The sequence below is a fragment of the Croceicoccus ponticola genome, assembly GCF_004004515.1.
GTDB classification, from domain to species: Bacteria; Pseudomonadota; Alphaproteobacteria; order Sphingomonadales; family Sphingomonadaceae; genus Croceicoccus; species Croceicoccus ponticola.
In genome coordinates, this window is sequence record NZ_RXOL01000004.1 from 17713 (window position 1) to 41485 (window position 23773).

Annotated in this window: 19 protein-coding genes; 8 read left to right on the forward strand and 11 right to left on the reverse strand. The window is 58.2% G+C overall.

Features of this window, described 5'->3' with window-relative positions:
- Window positions 1-18 precede the first annotated feature (18 nt).
- From EKN06_RS09885 to EKN06_RS09895, 3 genes are read left to right on the forward strand one after another with little or no spacing between them, the layout of a single operon-like run.
- Window positions 19-825 (forward strand): enoyl-CoA hydratase/isomerase family protein, encoded by an 807-nt coding sequence (locus tag EKN06_RS09885; protein WP_127612761.1) that lies wholly within the window; start codon window positions 19-21, stop codon window positions 823-825.
- Entirely contained in the window at window positions 825-1559 is a 735-nt protein-coding gene (locus EKN06_RS09890) for an SDR family NAD(P)-dependent oxidoreductase (RefSeq protein ID WP_127613018.1), read from the forward strand. The genes EKN06_RS09885 and EKN06_RS09890 overlap by 1 nt, the downstream gene beginning before the upstream one ends.
- Window positions 1556-2557: an amidohydrolase family protein gene (locus EKN06_RS09895; protein ID WP_127612762.1), complete on the forward strand. Its 1002-nt coding sequence runs from the start codon at window positions 1556-1558 to the stop codon at window positions 2555-2557. The genes EKN06_RS09890 and EKN06_RS09895 overlap by 4 nt, the downstream gene beginning before the upstream one ends.
- On the opposite strand, the gene EKN06_RS09900 is transcribed toward EKN06_RS09895, so the two are convergent.
- A complete protein-coding gene (locus EKN06_RS09900; protein ID WP_127612763.1) occupies window positions 2554-3822 on the reverse strand; it encodes an aromatic ring-hydroxylating oxygenase subunit alpha in 1269 nt (422 codons plus the stop codon). The two genes, EKN06_RS09895 and EKN06_RS09900, sit on opposite strands and share 4 nt — an antisense overlap.
- A gap of 209 nt (window positions 3823-4031) precedes the next feature.
- On the opposite strand from EKN06_RS09900, the gene EKN06_RS09905 reads away from it, so the two are divergent.
- The gene (locus EKN06_RS09905; RefSeq protein ID WP_276317284.1) at window positions 4032-4604 is read left to right on the forward strand and encodes a TetR/AcrR family transcriptional regulator; all 573 of its coding nucleotides are present in this window, start codon (window positions 4032-4034) and stop codon (window positions 4602-4604) included.
- 27 nt (window positions 4605-4631) lie between these two features.
- On the opposite strand, the gene EKN06_RS09910 is transcribed toward EKN06_RS09905, so the two are convergent.
- The 8 genes from EKN06_RS09910 to EKN06_RS09945 all read right to left on the reverse strand — a co-directional run bounded on the left by EKN06_RS09910 (window position 4632) and on the right by EKN06_RS09945 (window position 15437).
- Window positions 4632-5681, reverse strand: a complete 1050-nt coding sequence (locus tag EKN06_RS09910; protein ID WP_205693872.1) for a cytochrome P450 — start codon at window positions 5679-5681, stop codon at window positions 4632-4634.
- Between the two features lie 524 nt (window positions 5682-6205).
- The gene (locus EKN06_RS09915) at window positions 6206-8497 is read right to left on the reverse strand and encodes a TonB-dependent receptor (protein ID WP_127612766.1); all 2292 of its coding nucleotides are present in this window, start codon (window positions 8495-8497) and stop codon (window positions 6206-6208) included.
- A gap of 158 nt (window positions 8498-8655) precedes the next feature.
- Entirely contained in the window at window positions 8656-9024 is a 369-nt protein-coding gene (locus EKN06_RS09920; protein ID WP_127612767.1) for an EthD domain-containing protein, read from the reverse strand.
- 44 nt (window positions 9025-9068) lie between these two features.
- Window positions 9069-9950, reverse strand: coding sequence for a cupin domain-containing protein (locus tag EKN06_RS09925; protein ID WP_127612768.1), 882 nt, complete (start codon window positions 9948-9950; stop codon window positions 9069-9071).
- Between the two features lie 24 nt (window positions 9951-9974).
- Window positions 9975-11462 (reverse strand): aldehyde dehydrogenase, encoded by a 1488-nt coding sequence (locus EKN06_RS09930; protein ID WP_127612769.1) that lies wholly within the window; start codon window positions 11460-11462, stop codon window positions 9975-9977.
- An 84-nt stretch (window positions 11463-11546) separates the two neighbouring features.
- A complete protein-coding gene (locus EKN06_RS09935) occupies window positions 11547-13670 on the reverse strand; it encodes a PQQ-dependent dehydrogenase, methanol/ethanol family (RefSeq protein ID WP_127612770.1) in 2124 nt (707 codons plus the stop codon).
- Window positions 13671-13729: 59 nt separating this feature from the next.
- Window positions 13730-14533 (reverse strand): EthD domain-containing protein, encoded by an 804-nt coding sequence (locus EKN06_RS09940; RefSeq protein ID WP_164844030.1) that lies wholly within the window; start codon window positions 14531-14533, stop codon window positions 13730-13732.
- A 580-nt stretch (window positions 14534-15113) separates the two neighbouring features.
- Complete coding sequence (locus EKN06_RS09945; protein ID WP_127612772.1) at window positions 15114-15437, reverse strand: cupin domain-containing protein; 324 nt, start codon at window positions 15435-15437, stop codon at window positions 15114-15116.
- 247 nt (window positions 15438-15684) lie between these two features.
- Here EKN06_RS09945 and EKN06_RS09950 point away from each other — a divergent pair, with 247 nt between their 5' ends.
- Window positions 15685-16776, forward strand: coding sequence for an alpha/beta fold hydrolase (locus EKN06_RS09950; protein ID WP_240654781.1), 1092 nt, complete (start codon window positions 15685-15687; stop codon window positions 16774-16776).
- Window positions 16777-16782: 6 nt separating this feature from the next.
- Complete coding sequence (locus EKN06_RS09955) at window positions 16783-17469, forward strand: class II aldolase/adducin family protein (RefSeq protein ID WP_127612773.1); 687 nt, start codon at window positions 16783-16785, stop codon at window positions 17467-17469.
- Window positions 17470-17651: 182 nt separating this feature from the next.
- Here the strand turns inward: EKN06_RS09955 and EKN06_RS09960 are convergent, their stop codons facing one another.
- The gene (locus EKN06_RS09960; RefSeq protein ID WP_164844031.1) at window positions 17652-18911 is read right to left on the reverse strand and encodes a cytochrome P450; all 1260 of its coding nucleotides are present in this window, start codon (window positions 18909-18911) and stop codon (window positions 17652-17654) included.
- A 365-nt stretch (window positions 18912-19276) separates the two neighbouring features.
- Here EKN06_RS09960 and EKN06_RS09965 point away from each other — a divergent pair, with 365 nt between their 5' ends.
- Both EKN06_RS09965 and EKN06_RS09970 read left to right on the forward strand, forming a co-directional pair.
- On the forward strand, window positions 19277-19918 hold the full coding sequence (locus EKN06_RS09965; RefSeq protein ID WP_127612775.1) for a TetR/AcrR family transcriptional regulator: 642 nt from the start codon (window positions 19277-19279) through the stop codon (window positions 19916-19918).
- Window positions 19919-19988: 70 nt separating this feature from the next.
- On the forward strand, window positions 19989-21515 hold the full coding sequence (locus tag EKN06_RS09970) for a carboxylesterase/lipase family protein (RefSeq protein WP_127612776.1): 1527 nt from the start codon (window positions 19989-19991) through the stop codon (window positions 21513-21515).
- A 465-nt stretch (window positions 21516-21980) separates the two neighbouring features.
- On the opposite strand, the gene EKN06_RS09980 is transcribed toward EKN06_RS09970, so the two are convergent.
- On the reverse strand, window positions 21981-23723 hold the full coding sequence (locus EKN06_RS09980; protein WP_127612777.1) for an amidohydrolase: 1743 nt from the start codon (window positions 23721-23723) through the stop codon (window positions 21981-21983).
- Between the last annotated feature and the right edge of the window lie 50 nt (window positions 23724-23773).

Consider the following 23773-nt stretch of genomic DNA (forward strand, 5'->3'; position numbering starts at 1 on the left):
CTCTCAAAAGGTTTTACGATGGCTTACCAATATCCCGAGTACGAATCCCTGAAGTTCGACCGGCCAGCAGACCGCATCCTCAGGATCACGATGGAACGGGGCAAGATGAACGCGATGGATTTCGAATTCCATCACTCGATTGCAGAGGTCTGGCGCCATGTAGAAGAAGATCCCGACACAAGCGTCGCAATCCTGACAGGTGCGGGCCGCGCGTTTTCGGCAGGCGGCGATTTCGACCTCGAGGAAAAGGTTATCGCCGAATTCGATTGGAAAGCACGCATGTGGAAGGATGGGCGCAACCTGGTCCTCAACATGCTCAATTTCTCCAAACCGCTGGTTTCTGCCATCAACGGCGCAGCAGCTGGTGGCGGTCTTGCCGCGGCCATGCTCTCGGATGTGACGATCATGGCCCGTTCGGCGAAGCTGGCCGATGGACATGTCCGGCTTGGTGTTGCGGCCGGCGATCATGCCGCCATCATCTGGCCCCTGCTTTGCGGGATGGCGCGCACCAAGTACTATCTGATGAGCGGCAAGGCGCTGACTGCGGAAGAGGCTGAGCGGATCGGCCTGATCACCATGTGCGTGGATGACGACAAGCTTCAGGAAACAGCTTTGGAAGTGGCTCTCGATCTGGCGCAGGCGGCACCTTCCGCCATCCGCTGGACCAAACACGCCCTCAACAACTGGATGCGGATGGCGTGGCCTGTGTTCGAAACGAGCCTAGCGCTCGAAATGCTTGGTTTTGCCGGGCCAGAGGTTCGCGAGGGACTGGATGCGCATCTTGAAAAGCGCCCCCCCGCCTTCAACCCTTCCTCGCCGCTGTGATTGACAATCCGCTCGATTTCTCCGGAAAGACGGTGCTTGTCGTCGGCGGCACGACAGGCATCGGCAACGGGATCGCCAGGGCATTCCGCGACCGAGGCGCGGATGTCTTCGTCTGGGGCACCAGGACCGGCATTGACGAGTACGCGGATGAGGACGGCGACATGTCGGGCATGACCTACACCCAGATGGATGCCACCGACGAGACGGCGGTATCCGGCTGGATCGCGCCGTTCGACCGATTGGACGTTCTGGTCTGTTCGCAGGGCCTCGCCCTTTATGAGCGCAAGGAATTCGAGATTGCGAATTTTCGCAAGGTCATCGATGTAAATCTCGAAGCAAACATGATCTGCGCGACCCGTTTTCGCCAACAACTGGCGCAAACCGGCGGTTCGATTGTGTTCGTCAATTCGGTCGGCGCCTTCCGCCCTACGCGCGGCAATCCTGCCTATGCCGCATCCAAGGCGGGCCTTCTCGGCCTGACGCGGGTGCTGGCACAGGCTTGGGCTCGGGACGGTATTCGGGTCAATGCAGTCGCACCAGGTCTTGTCGAAACGCGCCTTACCAAAGTGACGACGGACAATCCCGAACGATTGGCGGAACGCATCAAGGGAATTCCCGCCGGGCGACTGGGGACCGTTGACGATATGGCCGGAGCAGCGCTTTATCTGGCGTCGCCGCTCGCTCATTATGTTTATGGGCAGACCATCGTGGTCGATGGCGGCAGGATGCTGTGAGCATCAGCGAGGATCCCGATCGTCCGCAAAACGAACTGGTTCTCGACCCCTACCTGGCCATCGTCGATCCGCACCATCATATCTGGGATCGCGGCGGGCACCGTTATTTGGCGGGCGAACTACAGGCCGATCTCGATTGCGGCCACAGGATCGAGGCGACCGTCTATGTAGAATGCAGAAGCGCCTATTTTGCCTCAGGGCCGGAGGAGCTTCGCCCGACGGGTGAAACGAGGTTCGTTCTCGAAAATTGCGACCGGCCATTGCCGACGGCGCGAGGTCCGGTCAATGCTGCAGCAGGAATTGTCGCCTTTGCCGATCTCACCCTCGGCGACGGAGTTGACGTGGTTCTAGATGCGCACGAAGCGATCGGAGCGGGCCGGTTGCGGGGGATCAGGCATGCCATCGCCTGGCACGAAGGAAGCGCGATCCGCTCGCACTATCCCACAACGCCACACATGCTTGCCGATCCCGCTGTCCGCGCTGGCATCAGAAGGCTCGGGGCTCGCGGGCTGACCTTCGATGTATGGGGCTATTTCACCCAGCTTGAGGATCTGGCCGAAGCGCTTGATGCCTGCCCTGACACCACGTTCGTGCTCAATCACTGCGGCGGTTTGATCGGGATCGGGCCTTGGCAGGATCGTCGCGAGGAGGCGCTGGGCCGCTGGCGACCGATGATCCGGCAGCTTACGCGTCACGACAACCTTGTCGTCAAACTTGGCGGACTGGGCATGCCCTTGGCAGGCTTCGCCTTTCACAAACGAGAATCGGCCCCGGACCACACCGAGCTGGCTTCAGCATGGGCGCCTGTGATCGAGCACTGCATCGACAGTTTCGGTCCCAACCGCTGCATGTTCGAAAGCAATTGGCCGGTCGATGCTGCGGCAGGCAGCTATCGCACCGTGTGGAACGCCTTCAAGCTATTGGCCTCCAGTCACTCCGCGACCGAACGCGAAGCCCTTTTTTCTGGCACCGCAAGGCGGGTGTACCGGATAGACTAAGCTTCCGCTCGCTCCTTCGGGGGCACCCCGTGCGCCACGGGCGACTGCTCGAACAGACGCACCAGGGCTTCGTCATCCTCGGCCGCCACGACCTTGGCGACCCACGAATGGAAGTTCTGGTTCCCCAGTTCATTGCGGCCAAGGTAAAGGTTTTCGATGTGGCTTCCCGGCAGCGTATCCTGAATCGAATAAGCCATGGCAATGTCCTCGCGTTCGACCACTTCTTGCAGGAACGCAAACTGCGCCTCGGCTCGATCGGCCAGCTCCTGCGTTTCGGGCAGGTTTTCCATGATGTAATATTGGTAAGTCGTGCTTTCGCCGACATTTTCACCTGGCAGAACCTGCGAAATCATGACCCCGCGCCCACCACCGCCGAACGACGCAATCGAAATGCACGGAAAGACGGTCCAGACGCCATAGGACATGGTTTCAAGATCCCACTCCGCCTCCGCCAGATCGGCGATCCGTGCCATATAACCAAGCGTTTCGGTGGCAACATGGTCGGGAGTAAGATCAGGGGTCTTGATGTGCTGATGCGGACCCCAAGTATAATACAAGCCGCGGTTCGTCGTATCACGGCCGAAGGTTTCGCCGTGTAATACCGGGACGTGATAGAATTCAAGGTAGCCGTCGAAAGACAACTTCCAGTTCGGACACTTGAACGATCGTTTCGAGAAAAACTTCCACTCAGAGAATCCGAATAGGGCGAGAATCTCGTCATAGCCCTTCAGAAAAGGCTCGATAGTCAGGTTTGTATCCGGATTTACGATAGCCCAGATCATTCCGGCTTTTTCCAGAACCGGAAACTCTCTCAGCCCGAGTGCACTCTTCTCGACGTCCCCAAAATCCTCGCGCGCTGAAATGCCGATCAGCTTGCCGTCGATTCCGAACGTCCACCCGTGAAACGGGCAGACGAACCGGCTCGCGTTCCCGCACGACTCTTCGGTCACCTTCACGCCGCGATGGCGGCAAGCATTCATGTATCCCCGGATCTGGCCACTCTTGTCGCGGGCAACGATGATGGACGCCTTGCCGATCTTCATCGTCTTGAAGTCGCCGGGCGCCGCCAACTCGCTTGAGGGGCCGAGGATAAGCGGCAGGCGTCCGAAAATCCGATCCATCTCGAGCGCGAACTGCGTTTCGTCCGAATAAGTGTTGCCGGGTAACAGCATGACGTCATCGGCATATTCCATCGCCTGACGATGACCGAGGCCAATTGCATGGCGCGCCATGGACTTGAGAAGTTCGAGGGGCTCTCGGGTCATCGTTCGCTCTCCATCGGAATCGCTGTATCGCTATTGCCGAAGATGCAAATATTAGATCAAAGTCCATTTTTTGCAACTGATCTCTATGCTGGGGTTTCGCACTTCCGCACAACCTGTCAGGGCTTTCCCATGATGCTGCAGAAGTTCGCGCCTTGCCGGTGAACGAAATAGAAGTGAACGCCCCGACGCGGGCTTATGCCAGCAAGCGAATGCTGGATCGTCGCCGCAAGGTCCTTGCAGCGACGCGCGCGGTCATGGCCGAATTCGGGCTGGATGGCTTCACCATGCGTCAGATCGCCGACCGTGCCGGCGTTGCGACGGCTACCTTGTTCAACAACTTCCAGTCTCGCGAGGCGCTGGTGAGCCAGGCGGTGCTCGACGCCTTCAGTGTGTCGCGCGAGGACGGAGCGACTGACAAACCTGAAAGCTTCGAGGCGCTCGAAGCCTATGTCCGATGGACCGCGCGCGAGATCATCGCCCTGGACCGGTACGTCGATGCCGTCGTTGCCGCCTATTTCTCTCGCGCCGTGCCAAACCCGATCAGGGATATACTCAAGCACGAAGCAGAGGCGCCCTATATCCATTTCCTCGGCTGGCTGGACGGCAAAGACATGCTGCGGCCGGCAACCGACATCGAGTTTGTCGCCCACACGATTTCGAGCCACATCTTCGCGCAGATGCATGCCTGGTCGATCGGGGAGATCGCCAATCCCGATCTTTCCGGAGCGCTCGTAGAGGGGGTGATGTCGATCGTCAGGGGCCAACTCGCCCGTAGTCAATGAACTGCACGAGCCCCATGCGTTCGATGACTATCGAGACGGCCACACGAGATGAAGGTCGCGCATCGATCGCATCTGCTCGCTCGTATGGCCTGGCCACGTGCCGGGCTTCAACGAAAAGTCGGGAATGCGTTTCAGGAATTCCTCGATCGTCACCTTGATTTCGAGCCGGGCGAGATGTTCGCCAAGGCAGCGATGAGGACCTACCCCGAATGCCGTGTGTACGACATCGTCGCGGCGCAGATCGAACTTGGACGGATTGGTACAGGCGTCGGGGTCACGCGACGCGGCCGCGAGGTTGAGCGCGATGCGGTCCCCCGGTTCGAATGGAACACCGGCAATCTCGACCGATTTGGTGACGGTCCGGGCCGGAGCGACAACCGGCGCGTATAGCCGCACGGTTTCTGCAACTGCGTTGTCGACAAGATGCGGATTATCCAGCAGATCTTTCCTGATGTCAGGGTGTGTCGCCAGATGAAAAATCGAGGCGGCGACAGCGTGCGTCGTAGTCGCCAGACCGCCAAACACCACGTCGAGCGCGGCATAGACCCTGTCCTCCCAAGGGCAAGTTTCGCCATCCTTTTCTACGCCCGCGACGATACCGTCGACAATGTCACCTTGGGGCGGCGATGCGTGCCGGCTGCGGAGAAAATCCTCAAGATAGCTTTGCACACGCTCAAACGCCGCAACCCGCTCTTCAAGAGGTCCGAAGGAATAAACGTCGATATCGTCGAACAACTGCGGAAGGTCTTCGAGCGGGACCGGAAAGATACGCTCGAACAAGATGATGCCCGGCAACTTTGCCGCAAATTCCGCGACGAATTCACATTCGCCTTTCGTCGCAATGGAATCCAGAAGTGTTGCTGCTTTTTCGCGAACGTAGTCGGTCAACTTGGCAATCGACGGTTTGCTGAACGGCGGATTGAGCACTTGGCGCCATTTGTCGTGATAGGGCGGATCGCAATCTTCCGGCAGGATTGTGACGTTGCCATCTGGTGCATTCAGCATCCAGCCGCCCTCACTGCTGAAGGTGCGCCAATCAAGCGCGCAGGCACGCACGTCCTTGTACCGATTGATCACCGCATAGCCTGTTCCTTTGCGACTTTTCGCGACAGGACATTTGGCGACGAGTTCATGCATCACTGCTTCGAAATTCGAACTGAGCGAGGGGTCATCGATGTCAAAGTCTGTGAGCAAATCACGTGGATATGCGCTGTCTCCGGACATTTCGACCTCTCCTTATATAAACTAACGTCATCGTAGGCAGGTCGATAAACTCTGTATATATATTTATGGTCGGATGTCGCATCATCAAATGATGGTGTCGTCGGCGAGGCGTTCAAACGAGCCGGGACTGCGAGGTGCAAGCGGGCGGAATATTCGGCTAAAGCATAATCAAAGGTTATGCTTTCCGATCCTGCCTACCCTAACGCCAAGTCCGGCTCTGTTTACCTGTTCAACTGAGCGCCTCAATGGCTCCCGCCCTGACGCGACATCTTGCCAAGGTATGCGACCGCGCGCCCTCGACATAAAAAAGGGGCGACGGCCTCGGATTCTTGCAGAACCACCAGGCCATCGCCCCATGCTGTCATAATCTAGACAGACTAGAAGGTCTTACGAACTTCAACCCCGTAACTACGTGTAGGACCACGATAGTTAACGCTGAAAAAGCCCAGCAGCGGCACGATTTCCTGGTAGTACTTCTCGTTCGTCAGGTTGTCGCCGAACGCCGAGACTTCCCAGCCGCCTTCGCTACGCAAGCTGAGACGCCCCTTCAACAGACTGAGCGGATCGCGGCGCGTGCCCGGCGTGTTGTTCGCGTTCTGCCAGAACGGGCCAAACCGGGTAAACTCGACGCGAGGCACCAGCATCAACGTGTCCGACAGGGCGATGTCCTGCGCCACGCCAAGCGAGAGCGTATATTCATACGTCTTGGGCGACACATTCCCGACGAAGGCCGGGTTCCCGTCGAACTGCGCGATCCGGCCATGAACATAGCCGGCGCTTCCGTAGACATTCAGTCCGCCCGGAGTGTTCAGGTTGAAGTCGGCATCTAGGCCCTTCAGCTTCACCTTGTCGATCTCGACGATGGTCTGCAGGCCGACACTGGGCGAGAAGTCGAACTGCTGCGCGCCGGTCACGTCTGTTTTGAAGGCAGCCACATTGAACGACAGCATCCGATCGAAAAGCTGGGTTTTCAGGCCGGCTTCCCAAGATTTGGACACTTCCTTGCCGTACTGATCCTCGACGAAGACGCTGTCGGGATCGGCGCCGGCGTCGATCGCCGACTGACGGAGAGCCTCGCGAGATCCGATCGGGTTGAACCCGCCCGACTTGAAGCCCTTGCCATAGCTGGCGTAGGCGCTGACTTCAGGCGTGAACTTGTAGGTGATGCTCGCTTTGGGCTGGAACGCCTTAAAAGTCCTGCTGCTGTAGCAATCTTCAAGACTGCGGCCAGTCAGCGCGACGCACAAGTTGTAGCTCGCCCCGGTCAGCGGGTTGATATCCGCCGTCGTCAGCTCGCGGACCGAACGCTTCTCCGTATCGTAGCGCCCGGCCAGTGCCAGGGTCAGTTTGTCCGTCACGTCGAATTCGACGTTGCCGAACGGCGCATAGCTGGTCGTCTTGTAGAACGGATTGCCGAACGCGACGGTCGGGAAATCCGAAGTGGGCGGAAGGATCGAGCCCACGGTTTCCGGAACCACGCCCAATGTGTCGGCCATCAAGTGCGAAGTCTGGTCGCGGTCGTAGCGCAAGTAATAGAAACCAACCTGCCAGCGGAACTTCTGGCTACCCGGCGATGTCAGCCGCATTTCGCCTGAGTAGCTTTCATCGCGGATCGTATATTGCTGGACCGTCGCACCCGGAGTGCCCGTATCCGGCACATAGGGTACGCCATCACTACCGTAATACTGATCCAGATTGTTGTAGGCGCCGATCATCGTGAGAGTAGCGAAGTCCATGTCGTTTTCGACTTTGAGCGTCGCGTCCCAGAACGTTTCCTCGAAAATGCCGCGAACGTCGCTGACAAAGTCGATGACATAGTTGGCATCGATACCCCGGTCGACCGGCAGGCCACCGATGCCCGCGCCTGCGATGTGGGCGTTATAAGCGATACCCCCGCCTTTGGTATCATTGATGCCGATCTTTGCGTCGACGGTCAGGCCTTCACCATTGTCGAACACCATTCTCCCGCGGCCCGACATCACACGGTTTCGCAAAACGTTCTCGCCGGTCGTGATGCTTTTGAACGGCCCGTCGGTGTCGCGATAAGATGCGGCTAGCGCAAAACCCAGGGTATCCGATAGGGGGCCCTGCACGTTGCCGTTGACACGCTTGGTGTCGTGGTTGGCGTAAGACGCAGTGAATGCGCCTTCGAAGACGTCTGTCGGCTTCTTGGTGTTGATGATGATCGCGCCGGCAGCCGCGTTGCGGCCATAGAGCGCGCTTTGCGGGCCTTTCAGCACTTCGATCTGCTCGATGGCAAACAGGTCCTGGTTGAACGGCTTAAGGCTGGACAGCGTCACGCCGTCCATGACGATGGCAACGTTCGGGTCACCGTTCCGCGCGCCGGTTTGGCCGCGGATGTTGACGAAGACCTCACCCGCATTGTCGGCGATGAATACGACGTTCGGCGTCGTATTGAGAAAGTCCGCGGGACCGGTAATGCCGCGATCCGTGATCACTTCGTCGGTGAAAACCTGCACGGAAATAGGCACATCGACCAAACTTTGGTCGCGCTTGTTACCCGTTACGATAATTTCGCCGGTTGCCGGTTCACCCCTGTCCGCGCCAGCAACCTGCTGTTCGTCTTGCGCCAACTGTGCGTGCGCGGGAAACGCAATGCAACAGGCTATGACCCCCACCGATGCGGCGCACTCTCTCAATCTCTTCATGGTTCACCCTCCTCTATTTTTATGCCCAAACTTTAGTTTTAGGTCCGAAATTCTCAGCTCGCGGTGTTCGTGCCGGCCCGGTATGTCCATCTTCATATCGTACTTGCTTGCCGCAACCAAGTGGATAAGTGGTGTTTGTTCCACCCCTTTTTTCGTCGTCAAATCTGTGACGTGTAGCCTTTGTCTAGCTCGGTCTCGGCATCCTCGACCGTGACAAAACGGATTGCGCTACGATCGAACAGGTTCTCTTCGTCTTCACCGATGATCCGCGCATTATCCGGGTCCGAGATATGGGCCATGCCCACGTCGAAATCGGCCCGGTCATCGAACCAAAGTTCGGTGATCACGTCGTAGGGCATGTCGTCCACGCCATCGTCGCCAACGGGATTCAGATAGTGCCGTACATATTTCTTCAGATTTGGGAGCATGCGCTTGCCCAGCAAGGCGTGGGTAGTCTCGTAATAGGATCGGAATTCCTCGACACTCATCCCATCCTTGCGCTTTAAAAATACAAAGGCCTTGAACATTTCAGCGCTCCTTTCCCTTTATCATTTTCCTGTCACAGCGGCGTCTAATCAAAGGCGAACCCAGTGGTTCTCATGTGATAGAACAACCCGGAATCCTGCGAAACGAACGAAGTCATCCGCGATTTTCCGCGGTTGTAAATTGCGTGGACAGCGCACGGCGGGGTGATCTGCACCAGTCCATGCCGCCAGCGACAGGACACCCCATCGACTACCGATTCCAGTTCGTCCTCGGAAAGGCACAGCGTGATCGCAGCGGCGTTATGATGGTGCGGGCGCTGGACGCCGCCAGCCTCCAGCGTGGTAATTGTGGAGATCAGGGCCGGCATCGTCGTACCGTAGGCGCCACCGCCATCATGGGTCAGGAATACGGCGCGACCGGTCAGGTCTTCGTCATCACCACGCTCGTAAACGGCGGCAAGCTGCCGCTCGATATCTTCTGCGGGATAGCGGATCGCCGGCACACTTGCCGAAGGGCGGGCACCGAGAAACGAAAGCAGCGGCTCGTCGGTGATGCAAAAAATGATCGCATCCTCTCGCGCCCTAATGATGGTTCCGACAGCCGGTAGCAGCAAGGCATCTCCAGATGCCCATTCGAACGAACGGTCAGGACAGATCGCAACGCCCACCCCGCGCAGGACGTAACCGGCCAATCCAGTGGCGAAGAGGTCGCATGCCAGCTCTTCGCCTGCGCGGATGATGGCATATCGGCCCAGCATTAACGGGGTGGTTGCCAGATAATTGCATCCATAATGCGGACCAAGGTCGAGCGGTATGAAGCCGGTCTGCCGCCCTGCAGTAAATGCTTCCTCCCGTTCATTTGCAAAGGCATGAATGGGCACTTCCGCCTGCCGGGTGCGGAATACGTTGACCGGCGTCATATAACGCGCCTTCGCTTCACCGCTGCTGCCGGCCTGCCCCACTGCCATTTCCGTCTCGACGCCCAGCTTCCGTCAGAAGACGTCGAACGAAGCGGGCTTGGCATCGAGGATGACGGTTTTGGTCTCAAGGAACGGCATCAGCCCTTCCTTGCCGCCTTCACGCCCGATGCCAGACTGCTTGAACCCGCCGAAAGCGATGCTGAAGTCGGATCGAAACGCGTTGTGCCCCACTGTACCCGAGCGAAGTTGACGTGCAGCGGAATAGGCCCGTTCGATATCATTGGTGAAGACAGAGGCATTGAGACCGTAGATGGAGTCGTTGGCGATCTCGATCGCCTGCGCCTCATTATCGGCCGGGATCACAGACAGAACCGGCCCGAATATCTCTTCGCGCGCGATCGTCTGATTGTTATCCACGTTGCCGAACACTGTCGGCTCAATGAAAAAGCCGCGGTTGAGATGTGCCGGTCGGCTGCCACCAGCAGCCAGCGTTGCCCCCTCGGACACGCCCTTGGCGATCAAATCTTCGACACGGTCCCGTTGGCGACGCATGGCCAGCGGCCCCATACCCGATCCTGCATCGAAGGGATCACCGACGCGCACGGCACGAAACGCTTCACCCAGTGCTTCGACCAACTGGTCATGACGATTGCGCGAAACGACGATGCGCGTCAGCGCAGAGCACACCTGGCCTGTCAGGAAGGTCGTCGATCCCGTGATGGTTTGCGCAGCAGCCGCTACATCGTAATCGTCCAGCACGACAGCGGCCGACTTACCGCCCAGTTCGAGCGTGCAGCGCGCAATGCGTTCGCCGCATAACGAGGCGATGCGCCGTCCGGCCATGGTCGATCCTGTGAAGGTTATCTTGTCCACATCCGGGTGACGAACAAGCTTTTCGGAAACTTCGCGGTCGGCGGTCAGGACATTGATGACACCTGCGGGCAAGCCGACCTTTTCGCAGATCTCGGCTAGAACATATGCCGATCCCGGCGCTTCGGGCGAGGCCTTTACGACGATGGTGCAACCGGCCAGAAGCGCAGGCGCGCACTTATGCGCGATCAGCAATGCCGGGCCATTCCACGGAATGATGGCACCCACCACGCCCACCGGTTCGCGAACAAGCAAACCGACATTGCCGCCGCCTTTGGGCTCGTGCTCTTCGACAAATGGAAAGTCATCGGCGAGATCTGCATAGTATCGGTAAATACCGCTCAAGGTCTGCGACACCGGCTGAGCGACGTTGAACACCGTGCCCGATTCAACCGTCCAGATCTGGGCGATATCGTCTGCGCGGCGATCGAATTCATCGGCAATCGCATCAAGGTAGCCAGCGCGCTCCTTGTGCGTCATGCGCGGCCACGGCCCCTTGTCGAAGGCATGGCGGGCAGCCGCAACTGCGGCGTTGACGTCCGCTTCTTGCGCTTCGGCCACGGCAACATATAGTTCTTCCGTCCCCGAGTTGATCACCTCGATGATCGATGAGGAAGACGGATCGGACCACTTGCCACCAATAAATAGCTGATCCGGGCGTTGGAACGGGGCCGCCTTTGTGTCGAGCATCTCAATTTCCTCTCTCGTGTCGCGCTGAAATCTGCGAGCGCGCCGTGTTGCATTACCCCGCGATGCCGAGGTCGATGATCCGGGTCAGGGCTTCAAACCGTTGCGGTTGGCCAGTGTCTTTGCCTGATCGCCCACGAACTGGCGGATCGATTCCGCCTGATGCGGCGTCAGTGACTTGGCGAAGCTGACCATGCCGTTGTCTTGCAGCGCTCCACCGATGACGATGTCCTGCCACAGCTGCGCATCATGCAACGCGACAGATCTGCGCAAATCCGGGACGATACCGCCCGACCACGCTTCCAGTCCGTGACAGGCTGCACAGACCTTGCCAAAAAGCAGTCGTCCGGTTTCGACGCGATCGGCAGACATGGCGAAAGTGGGGGCTATGATTGGCGGTGCCACTGCTGCGGTCTTCGCGGGAAGTTTCGCGGTGCCATCAAGACTGAAGACCAGCACCCTGCCGTTGATGGGAGTGGTTGGCCCATCGAAGGAAGGGAGCGAAAGCGGAACCGCCCCGCCGTAGCCCGCCAAGACTGCGATGTATTGTTTGCCGCCCGACTGGAAACTGACAGGCCCTGCCATCACGCCGGACTGGGCGGCAAACGACCAAAGTTTCTTTCCGTCACTTGCACGATAAGCGTCAAACGTTCCGGCAGCGGTGCCCTGGAACACGAGATCACCCGCAGTAGCCAGTGTTCCACCGTTCCACGGACCATCATGTTCCGCGCGCCAGACCTCTTTTTGGGCCACCGGATCCCATGCGCTCAACCAGCCGGTAAGGCTGGCCTTGATCTGCGCCTGAACCACTGGATCGCTCGGCATCTTGCTGGTCATCATGTCGTAGCCGAGATTCCATTGCCCCGGCTCGATCTTGAAACCCTCTTCGTGATTATAAAGCGCAGCCAGCATCTGTGTCGGCAGATAGACGAGCCCGGTTTTCGGGCTGTAAGACATCGGCTGCCAGCTATGCGCTCCCGCTCCTGCCGAGGTGGCGAGAAAGGCGCTGTTTTCATATCGCGCGCCCGGCGTTTCGACCGGACGCCCGGTCTTTAAGTCGATACGTTCGGCCCAGTTTACGGGGGCGAACTTTTCGGCTGAGATAAGCTTTCCGCTCCTGCGATCGATTACATAGAAAAAGCCGTTCTTGGGCGCGTGCATCAGCACCTGACGATTGGCACCACCGATATCGAGCGTCGCCAGCATGATCTGTGCAGTCGCGGTAAAATCCCAAGTTTCGCCAGGCACTTCCTGATAATGCCAAAGATATTTGCCGGTGTCGGGATCCAGCGCAACAATCGATGACAGGAACAGGTTGTCGCCCTTGCCCTCAGATCGGTCTTTCAACGTGAGCGGCGATCCATTTCCGACGCCGATGTAAAGCTGGTTCAGTTCCTGATCGTATACGATCGCATCCCAGACTGTTCCGCCACCGCCAAGCTCGAGATACTTGTCACCAAACCACGTCGGCGACGCCAATTTGGAGAGGATGTCGTCAGATGCGGCTCCATCTTTCTTGCCGCGTTCTCCAGGCACCGTGTAGAAACGCCATGCCAACTTTCCGGTTTGCTCATCATAGGCGGAAACATAGCCGCGGACGCCGAAATCTGCTCCGCCGTTCCCGATATACACTTTGCCTCGGGCCACCCGCGGCGCACCGCTGATCGTATAAGGCTTGGTGACGTCCGTCGTTTGCGTGATCCAGTCAGGCGCGCCAGTCTTGGCATTGAGAGCAACCAACCGGCCATCCAGCGTGCCGACAAACACACGACCATCATGATAGGCGACGCCGCGATTTACCACGTCGCAACAGGCGTTTACTGCCGTCTTCCCCGGAACTTGCGGGTCATACATCCACAGCTGTTTACCGGTCGCCGCGTCATAGGCGTAGACCTTGCTCCACGCTGTCGATGTATAAAGCACGCCGTCGACGACAAGCGGGGTTGCTTCCTGTCCGCGGGCGGTATCAAAATCCTGATACCATGCCAGTTGCAGCCCGCTGACGTTCCCCGCGTTTATCTGGTCTAGCGGCGAATAACGCTGCTCGTCAGCGGTTCCGCCATATGTCGGCCAATCTTGTGCCTGAAGCGAAGCGGCGAACGCAGGATTTCCTGACGAAGTGTTGACGGCATCGGTACCGTTATAAGCTCCGCAACCGCCAAGCAGGGCCGTGACAGCGATCGAAAGAATGGTCAGGTATCTGCGCTTCATTGGCTCGGTCCGGTTTGTTGAAGGTCTTCAGTTCGGCGGGGAAAGATGAGTCGCTGACTTTACGGCCAGATCACACGTTCTTCGCGGGAGAGGAAACCGCGTGACCCGTCCCGGTCTGCAAATGTATCGAGCATGGCCAGCGCACCATCTGGGCCATCATCGGTCCAGGCCGCTTCGAAATGGTCCTGATCTTCGAAGGACACTTCCACGACGCCATCGAAAAGCGGTGCGTCAGATCCCTGCAAAGGCAGGGCCGCTGTCAGCCCTATGACCCCCGGCAAGCTTCCCAGTGCTTTCGAGAACTCGGCCATATGACCTTCGAAATCGGAAGTGCCGGGCTTTTGCTTGATGAAAACCTGCGCCTTGATCGGAGCGAACGCCTTGTTCGTGGGAGACACGCAACGGCTGTATTCCGTCGTAAACAGCCAAGCTGCCTTGTCCCGGATGTAGAGTTCGTCGACGTCGCGATCCAGCGGTGCATAAAGCGGATCGGCGACCGCAGCCTCCAGATCGGAAAGTTGATCGACCCAGACCGTCGGAATACCGAGGTAAGGCATGGGCGTCAGACCAGGCAGTGTCGGCAAGCTGCCGATACCGTGGTTTTGAACGTATCGCTTGAAGTAGGGAAGCGTGGCGGTCAGCGTGCCGTGAGGGTCACGCCAGTGCGCATGAAATTGCTCGTCAGTCAGGCCAGGCTTCTTGATGATGAAAGCATAGACCTTAACTTTCTGGCCCTTTTCCCCGAGTGATGCCGTGCTGGTGGAAATGCCCGCGCATTTTGCGACGTCGGCCGCCACAGTGCCCTCGCCAGCCAGAACGACCGACGGCGAAGCAATCAAGTACAAGCCGGATGCGGCGATCAAAGAGGCAAGTATACGCATGAACAAGCTTCCTGATTTTGCGTTAGAACAGTAGCTTCCGCGGGCCATATTCACGTCAATTGGTTTCCGCCGCTTGAGAGACCGAAATCGTGCGAGAGTGCTTCGAAGGTCGATGACGCACCCACGCTACACCAGTAAAGCTGTGTTCTGGCGCGAGTTTGGCGCGATCTGGCCCTTACTGTCGACGTGAGGCCGCTGAGTGAACCCATCGCGCAAAGTGATGATCACGAACCGCAGGCAGGCACAATCAGTCCCCAGCCAACATCAAGCCATGCACGCACAAAGGCAGCCCCATGAATCCCCTCTCCACTCAAGTGGCCCCACCGCTCGGCCCTTATTTCATACTCACCGTATATTCCTGAGTAGGCCCGCGTATTTTTGATTCGTCAAATAAAAATAATGGCCATTTTGGCAAATCACTAATCCGCTAACATTTGAATAAAAAGCGCACGTACGGCTCAATCCGCTGACCGCAAGTCAAGTTGCGCACCATCGAATCATGTAAATGTTGTGAGGTAAGCAAAGCAAAGGAATGATATCCGCAAGAAGCGGATCATTTTATTCAGTCGGACTTGACAACGTGCGTTTCAGAATCCTTCCACTGCACGTCCATAGGACCCGAACTGATCAAAAGAAACGTACATCCGTCGGGCCCAGCCTCCTCCGGGCCGTAGACCACGTTGGCACGCGCCCAGCGCAAGTCGCCTTCCTTGTACCATCCGCTGCCGTCGTTGAACGTCATGGTACCTTTGATGATATAGTAGATTGTGTCGTAGTTGTGGGCGTGCGCATCAGCCTTGCAATTGGGCGGAAACTTGTTCGGGACGATCCATGGCCCCTTTTCCCAGTTCTCGCCCAAGAACTGGACGGGGATCGGCTCACTCATGTGACTGAAGAAGCCGGGGTCGGTTTCGGGATCAGCGAAAAACTGCCACTCATTATCTTCGATTCGGGAACGACCAATTCCGTTTTCGACGAAAGCTTGACCCTTCAAAGGACCTCTCCATATATTTATATCCCTTGTGTATATACTCGCTGATGCGTGCACAAGGAAATTATGGGTGCCAGAAGAGGCGCTTTACCATAGACGAAATTCGCCCACTTCGCCTGATGAGGTTTTGCGCGGGAGGCGTTTGGCCGATCAAGCCCATCCTTCAGGCGATGGTTTTCTGGGAATTCGGACTTTGGTGCTGACCGATCCGATTTCGCCACAAGTTCCGATACCGTTTGAGTACCGACATGAGTCTGGATGTTTTCACCCAAAATATGCGAATAGGGTGGTTTTTATATTCGAACAACCGAGATGCTGGGGAGGGTCGCACGTGTTTGAAGGGTTCAGGCAGTCGACCGAGATCGTCGACGGGATGGAAATCGCCTTCGTCACCGGAGGGAGCGGGCCTGCCATCCTTCTTCTCCACGGATACCCGCAAAACCGGTTTATGTGGAGCCGGGTTGCTCCGTTGCTCGCGCGCGATTTCACCGTGGTGTGTGCGGATCTTCGCGGTTACGGCGACAGCGCGAAACCACCTGCCGGGCCGGATTGCGAGGCCTATTCGTTCCGCGCCATGGCCCGAGACCAGGTGCTCTTGATGGAACGATTAGGCCACTCCCGGTTCATGGTCGCAGGTCATGATCGAGGCGGCAGGGTGGGTCACCGGATGGTTCGCGATTGGCCAGACCGTATTGCGGCGTTTGCAGCTCTAGATTTGGTGCCGACATGGCGCATGTACCATTCCATCACTCGCGACCTGGCGCGTACTTACTGGCAATGGTATTTTCTGCCCCAGCCCGCTCCGCATCCTGAACGGATGATAGGCGCAGATCCCGATTACTATTTCGAACACTGCCTTGGATCGAACGGCGGCACCACGCTTGATGCTTTTGATCCGGCGGTGCTGGCCGAATATCGTCGATGCTGGAATAATCCCGCCATGATCCACGCTTCGTGCAATGACTATCGGGCGGGGATTGGCATCGACTTGCAGCATGACGAAGACGATCAAGGCAAGATCCTGCAATGCCCGGTGCTGGCTTTATGGGCGGGTCAGGGAATTATGCAGACCTTGTTCGACATTGGCGCCGAATGGCGTTCGGTTGCCGATAACGTGACCACTGGCACAATTGCCGGCGGGCACTTTTTCCTCGACCATCAGCCTGAGGCAAGCGCCGAGGCGCTTGCCACGTTTTTCGCCCGCAATATCCAGTCGGCAGACATGGACGGATAAGCCAGGATGACCATGAACGACAAACAGATCCGCCAGCTCGTCCTCGACGCCTGTCACGGCCTGGCTGCATCAGGATGCGGCAACACGATTGGCGGGCATGTCAGCATGCGGGTGCCCGGCCGCGATCTATATTGGACCAACGCTCTTGATCGGGCTCTTGACGAGATGGAAGACGATGACCTGTTGTTAGTGAATTTTGACGGCAAGGTTGTCGAGGGGAACCGGCCGATCAGCCCCGGCATCGATTTCCATCAAGGCATCTATCAGCAGAGATTGGAGATCAACGGGGTCGTGCATACTCACGGCCCTTGGGGCACGACACAGGCCGCGTTGTGCCGGCCCGTTCGAATGTACCATAATCTCTCAACCTACTTTTATAACAAGGTCGGCGTCAGTCCAGACGATACGATCGAAGCAATCGCACCTGTCCTGGGCGATAACGTGGCCATAATGATCCCATGGCATGGTGCCATAACCATCGGTAAAACGCTGCCCGAAGCAGCCGCGCTCCATGTGACGTATGAATATGCAGCCCGGCTCGACGTAAAGCTTGCCGCAACCGAGGCTCCCGAAATCCCGGCTGACGCCTGCGACCGCCTGCAAGCTCTGTTGAGCAAGGCCAACTATCTGGACCTTACATGGGAGTTGATGCTAAGGCGTGCCAAGGCATCGCCGGGTCTGCCCGAGGCCTGAGGTTTGGAGCAGCTTATTGCGGTGTGATGGCCTCGCGACGAGGTACCAACGGACCGCAGCGAGCCAGAGACGCTGCAATCCCGCCCGTGGGCTTTCTTCTACCTCAACTGCAAAAGCGCACCGTTAAACGGCGATGCTTTCTCCAAAATTATGTCGACACTGAGAGCATGATGGCACTCGTTTTACGCGGACACTGCCAAGGTCCGTGCGCCGCGGATCCAAAGCGAAGGCAGCCAATCCGTGACCTCATCGATCTTGCGGATGGCAGGCATCCGTTCCAGCACCTTGGCGATTGCAATGCTGGCCATGCGTGTTCCAAGCGATGCGCCGGGACAATAGTGCGGACCATGGGCGAAAGAGAGGTGGCCGTGCGGATCGCGGCCGAGAACGAAACGGTCGGCATCTTTGAACTTTCGTTCGTCGCGATTGGCCGAACCGATATAAGACAATACGTGTGAACCCGCCGGAATACAGCGATCGTGCAAATCGATGTCGCAGGTCGCCGTTTGGAACACGAGATTGACCGGCGACCAGTAACGCAGTGTTTCATCCACCAGACTTGGCACAAGGTTGCGGTCGGCCATCACTGCATCATTCACTTCGGGCTGTTCGAACATCGCGATGAGCGAACTGCTGATCAGGTGAGATGGCGTCTCCGATCCCCCGAAATGAGTCAGGATGGCGGTGCTCAACACCTGAATGCCTGTCAGGGTATCGCCACCTTCTTCAGCCTTGATCAGCATGGAAATGAAATCGTCGCGTGGCTCCTCTCGCCGCTCGCGAATGACCTGTTCGAGATAACGGCGCAGTTCGGAAACACTGTCGCGAATGCGGCTCACTTCTTCATCGGCGAGGGCCGCGCGGTTGGCGGCATTGAGTAGATCGGCCGTCCAGATCTTAAAGTTTTCCCGTTGTTTCGGATCGACGCCGAGCAGTTCCGCCGTAACGCTGACGGGGATATAGGCCGCAAAGTCGTTCACGAAATCGAAGGTCCTGCCGCGTCCCTGTATTTCGTCGAGCAGCCCATCTACAATGGCCTCGATCTTCGGAATCATCTTGCGGGTGACACCGGGCGAGAAGGCATGGCTGGTCAGCTTGCGCAGTGGGGTATGATCCGGCGGATCCATGGCGATCAGCGATGGCGTCTCGGGCACCGGATCAAGATCGCCGAACGCTTGGCGAATGAAATCTCTAGCCGAATAGAGTTCCGGATGCATGAACGCGTTCTTGCAGTCCTCGTACCTGAACAGGCCCCACGCGTTAAGCGGTTCGATGAAATGAACCGGCTCCTCCTCTCGCAGGCGCGCATACCACGGGTATGGATCGATCTGGACGTCGCGGTGGGTGGGATCAAATAGCAGTCGTGACATGGGTTCGGCTCGCAATGCTTGTTTTGGACGATCGGCGCCGGCGCAGGTCGGCAAAGGTGCGACCCACTGCATCGCCGCTCGCGATAACATTGCGGGCAACAAGGCGGGAGGGGACCGTAAAGTCCATCATCTGTTTGAATCGATATGTCGCAGGCGGTCATTCATATCGAGCTCGGATGAGCGCTTTTGCTGCTGGTCCGCACCTGAACCCATTGCCTTTGTCATCTCCGCAGGCGCTCCGGGATCGTGCCCGGCATTTCACCAAACCGATACCCGGCCTTTATTTATTGAAGATATCTTCAATATCGGCCCTGTCAAGATATTGAAGATATCTTCAACTGATGCCAGAGGCAGTTTATGCCCAACCCGTCTGAGTCATTTTCTTTCGACTTCAACACCGGTGGAGTTACTAGCCCGCCTGTGATCGGACGCTATTGATGCAGGGCGAGGACAATCGCCCACGTGCTTCGCGCATGTCTCCGCAAGATCGGCGGGAATATCTGATCCAGTCGGCTATTCGCACCTTCGCCGATCGCGGGATAGGCGAGACGAGCCACAGTGCGCTTGCCCGAGATGCGCGCATAGCGTTGCCGACGATGTTTCATTATTTCCCGACCAGATCGGACATCGTCAAAGCGGCGCTCGACGAAGTCATGCGCTTTCTCCTCGAAGACCTTCTGCGCGGCCATGCCGGTCCCGAGCGCGCAGCCCCATTGGCAATCGAAGCCATCCTGATGGCGTTCTGCGACGCGATCGACACGTACGATCATTACGTTCGCGTCTGGCTGGAGTGGAGCGTTTCGATCCGGGGCGATCTCTGGAAAAGCTATTTGGTGTTTTACGAGCGCGCGCGCGAGGGTCACAGGCAAATTCTGGAGCGAGGCATTCGCGAAGGCAGCGTTCGACCCGATATTGTTATCGATGATGCCACCCGCATTATTGTCGGCCTGGCTCACGTCATTGTTCAGATGAAATATTCGGGCAGTTCGCGTGAGCAAGTCACCCGCACAGTCCACTCGCTCGCGATCGAGTATCTGTCGACTGAGCATGCCGCTGGAAAATGCACCGCTTCAGCATAACCTCGCCCCTTCACCTTTCATTCAAGTGCATTTGCTTTGACATTGCCTGATGGTTCGATCGGGAGAGTGAATGGTGATGCGGATGCTGGTCGGTTTGTTGCTGCTGACCCTGACTGGCGGCTCAAACCCGCCTGTCGTGAAAATCGACAGCGGTGAAATCGCCGGCAACAGGTCCGGCGCGGTGACGAGTTTCCTTGGCATCCCATATGCGGCAGCACCGGTCGGGCCGCTACGCTGGCGTCCCCCTTCGCCTGTTACGGCGTGGACGATCACCCGCCAGGCCAGAGTTTACGGAAGCGATTGCGCGCAGGCGCCGTTTCCGCAAGACGCTGCACCCATCCGGACAGCACCTTCCGAAGATTGCCTGTTCTTGAACGTGTGGGCGCCATCTTCCCGCGCGAACGGCAAGGCCTTGCCGGTTATGGTCTGGATTCACGGCGGAGGCTTCGTCAACGGAGGCGGCTCTCCGGCAATCTATGACGGATCCAATTTTGCGGCCGATGGAGTAGTCCTGGTAAGCTTGAACTACCGACTTGGGCGGTTCGGCTTTTTCCTGCACCCCGCAATCGAAGGCGAAAGCGAAACCGGCAATTTCGGTTTCCTCGATCAGATCGCGGCACTCGAATGGGTAAAGCGGAACATAGGCGCCTTTGGCGGCGATCCCGAGAACGTGACCATATTCGGTGAAAGTGCGGGCGGAATGTCGGTCCACATGCTCATGCAATCGGACAAGGCTCGCGGACTGTTCCACAAGGCCATCATCCAGTCAGGCGGGGGCACTGCATGTTCGCTGCCCTATGCGTCCCGGCAACAGGCCATCGGAGCGGGAAGCCGGTTCGCACCAGGATTGACTGCTGACGCTCTTCGAGCCTTGCCTGTGTCCAGCGTCGTCGGTGACCTGTCCCTCTCAAACATCGAGCGCGACGACTATTCTGGCCCGATGTTCGATCGCATCAATCTGCACGCCCAACCGGTAGAGGCCATCGCCGCCGGCCTATACGCTGATGTGCCCATCATGTTGGGCACGAATTCGGCGGACGGCTTTCCGCCCACATCCGATAAACAGGAAGTGTTGCGCATGCTGGCGACCGCGGGACCGAGAGCGCGTCAGCTATACGATCCTGATGGAACAAAGTCTGGACTCGAAATGGCCACAAAGATCAGTGCCGACCAGATTTTCATTGGCCCCGGACGGGATGTCGCCCGCAGGCTCGCCGCAAAAGGCAGGAAGGTTTTTGTCTATCGGTTCGACCATATCGGTGGCGCGACCGGCAAGGCGATGGGCGGAGCTCCGCATGCCAGCGAGATCCCCTATGTATTCGCCCTTCCCGAACAGCGTATCGAAAAGGGTGGCGACGGCAACGATGCTGCGGTGGCCAAGACGATGCACCGATACTGGATCGACTTCACCCGCCACGGGCGGCCCACGCACAAACACGGGCGTAAAGCGTGGCGGCCCTTTTCGCCGGATTCTGACCGCTTGCGGCTGATCGGTACTGAAGGCGCGCACGACATCCCTGATCCGCTGCGAGAGAGGCTGGACTTCGCTGCAAAAATCGGATGCCAAGCACCGCCGAGCCCAGACCAGAACAAGTGACAAGCAGGTGCGGGTCAGGCCGCCTTCCCCCATCCTTTGCCGCACCTGCCATGCTTTGCTTCAGCGCGTAAAACCGGCGAACGGGCTCAGGTAGATCGCTGCGCGGCTTTTTGGGTCACGTACATTTCGTAAAGGTGCCAGTGCCAATGTCGAACGCCGCGCATGTGGGCCATGCGCCCTCTCCGTATCTCTGCCGCGAACATCGGACCGAAACTATTACAACACAGCCGAACCCGTTCGTGGCAACGGTCATACCCGCGTTCGAAGAGCAGATCTTCCACGTTCCGCAGTGAAAACGAATATCGCGCGTACAACATCATAACCATGCCGACGATGTCCGGCGATGAGTGAAAACGTCTGAACGGATAATCGGCCTTGCTCATCCGGACCGGTTAGCAGTGTCGCCCTTGCCCGGCCGTCCTTTTGACAGCGCCCTCGCATCAACTACCTCGATCCGGTCACGTTTCAATTAGGTGCCTTTGCTTTGACCGCCCCCTTACGATAAACCAACCTGCCTCCGAAGTATGTCGCCAGCACTTCTGCCTCGCCGATTTCTGTCTGCGGAATCTTGAAAAGATTGTGGTTGAGCACGATCATGTCGGCAAACTTACCGGGCATGATCGAGCCTGTGCGATCGTCGATCTTGTTCGTCCAGGCGGAATCGAGCGTATAGGAACGGATCGCCTGTGCCAGCGTGACCGCTTCGCTTGCCAACAGGGGCGGTTCGTCTGTGCCGTCGGGCGGCATGCGCGTGACCGCCACTTCGATGCCCTGCAACGGATTTGCCGACGCCACGGGCCAGTCGGCACCATAGGCAATACGCCCGCCGCCCTTCAGCACGCTTGCCGTGGGATAGATGGTTTGCATGCGCAGGTCGCCGACCGCTTCTGCGGTGAGGCGCATGTACGGCTCCCATACCGACCAAAGGGGCTGAAAGAGCGCCGTGACCCCAATCTTGCCGAACCGCGGCTGATCCGCCGGATCGATGATGTTGAGATGCGAGATCATCGGACGGGTCTTGTTGTAGTCGGCCTGTTTACCGACAGCTTCGAACACGTCCAGCGCCTCTCGGGTCGCCGCATCGCCGATGGCGTGCACGTGCGACTGGTATCCCATTGGATCGACCTGCGACACCGCTGCCAGCAGGACTTCCTTTGGAATCTGGGTCTCACCATGATCGTGCGGATCGTTCGAATAGGGTTCGATCATCGCCGCGGTATGCTGCGGGATCACGCCGTCGAGATAGAACTTGATGGCTGTGGCGTCGAAGCCAAGCGTGCGGGCGCGCTCGGTCACTTTCACGATATCCGCAATCTGATCCGTCTTCCGCTCGTTGTCCCACATGATCGCAAGGCTGACGTGCGCGGACAATTGGCCGCCCGATTTGGCGGCTGCATAGGCATCGAGGATCTCGCTGGATCCGTCGGGACCGTATCCGATGCCGGCATCGTGCCAACTGGTGATGCCCAGACTGTTGAACAGGCGCGTAGTGTAAAGGATGGCATCGCGCTGCTGTTCGATCGTTGGCGGCGGGATAAACGGATCGGCCAGCGCACGTGCGGATTCCTGCAGCGTGCCGACCGGCTCGCCGGTTTTCGCGTCGCGGTCGATCAGGCCGCCGGGCGGATCCTGCGTTTCCTTGGTTATGCCAGTGAGTGCGAAAGCCGCCGAATTCATCCAGTAGCTATGCCCGCCGACCGACTTGAAGATCAGCGGACGGGTGGTGGAAACTGCGTCGAGCAGTTCCCGTGTGGGAATGCCCTTGGGTGGGAACAGGCCGTCTTCCCAACCTACGCCATAAATCATCCCGTCACCCGGTTTTTCGGCGAGGCAGCGGCGGATGATCTGCTGATAATCGGCGATCGACTTGCCCGCGTGAAGCGAACAGGTCGAATACGCCATGCCACCGAAAACCGGGTGGTTATGCGCATCATTAAATGCCGGCAGTAGCATGCCGCCGTCCAGTTCGACAACTTCGGTCCGCACACCTGTCAGCGCGGCGATTTCTTCGTCAGTGCCCACCGCGAGGATGCGGCCGTCCTTCACCGCGACAGCCTCGGCCCATGGATTTTTATCGTCCACAGTGTAGACCGCTCCGCCGCGCAGGACGAGGTCGGCGCTTTCCATCGGCGGCGTGGCGACGGTCTGGCAGCCGGACACGCCCGCCGCCACGAATATCAAGCCAATCGATCCGAACTTGTGTCCCATGGAAATAGTGCCCTTTAGATGAATCTCGGTCCTCTGAATTCAACACCGCC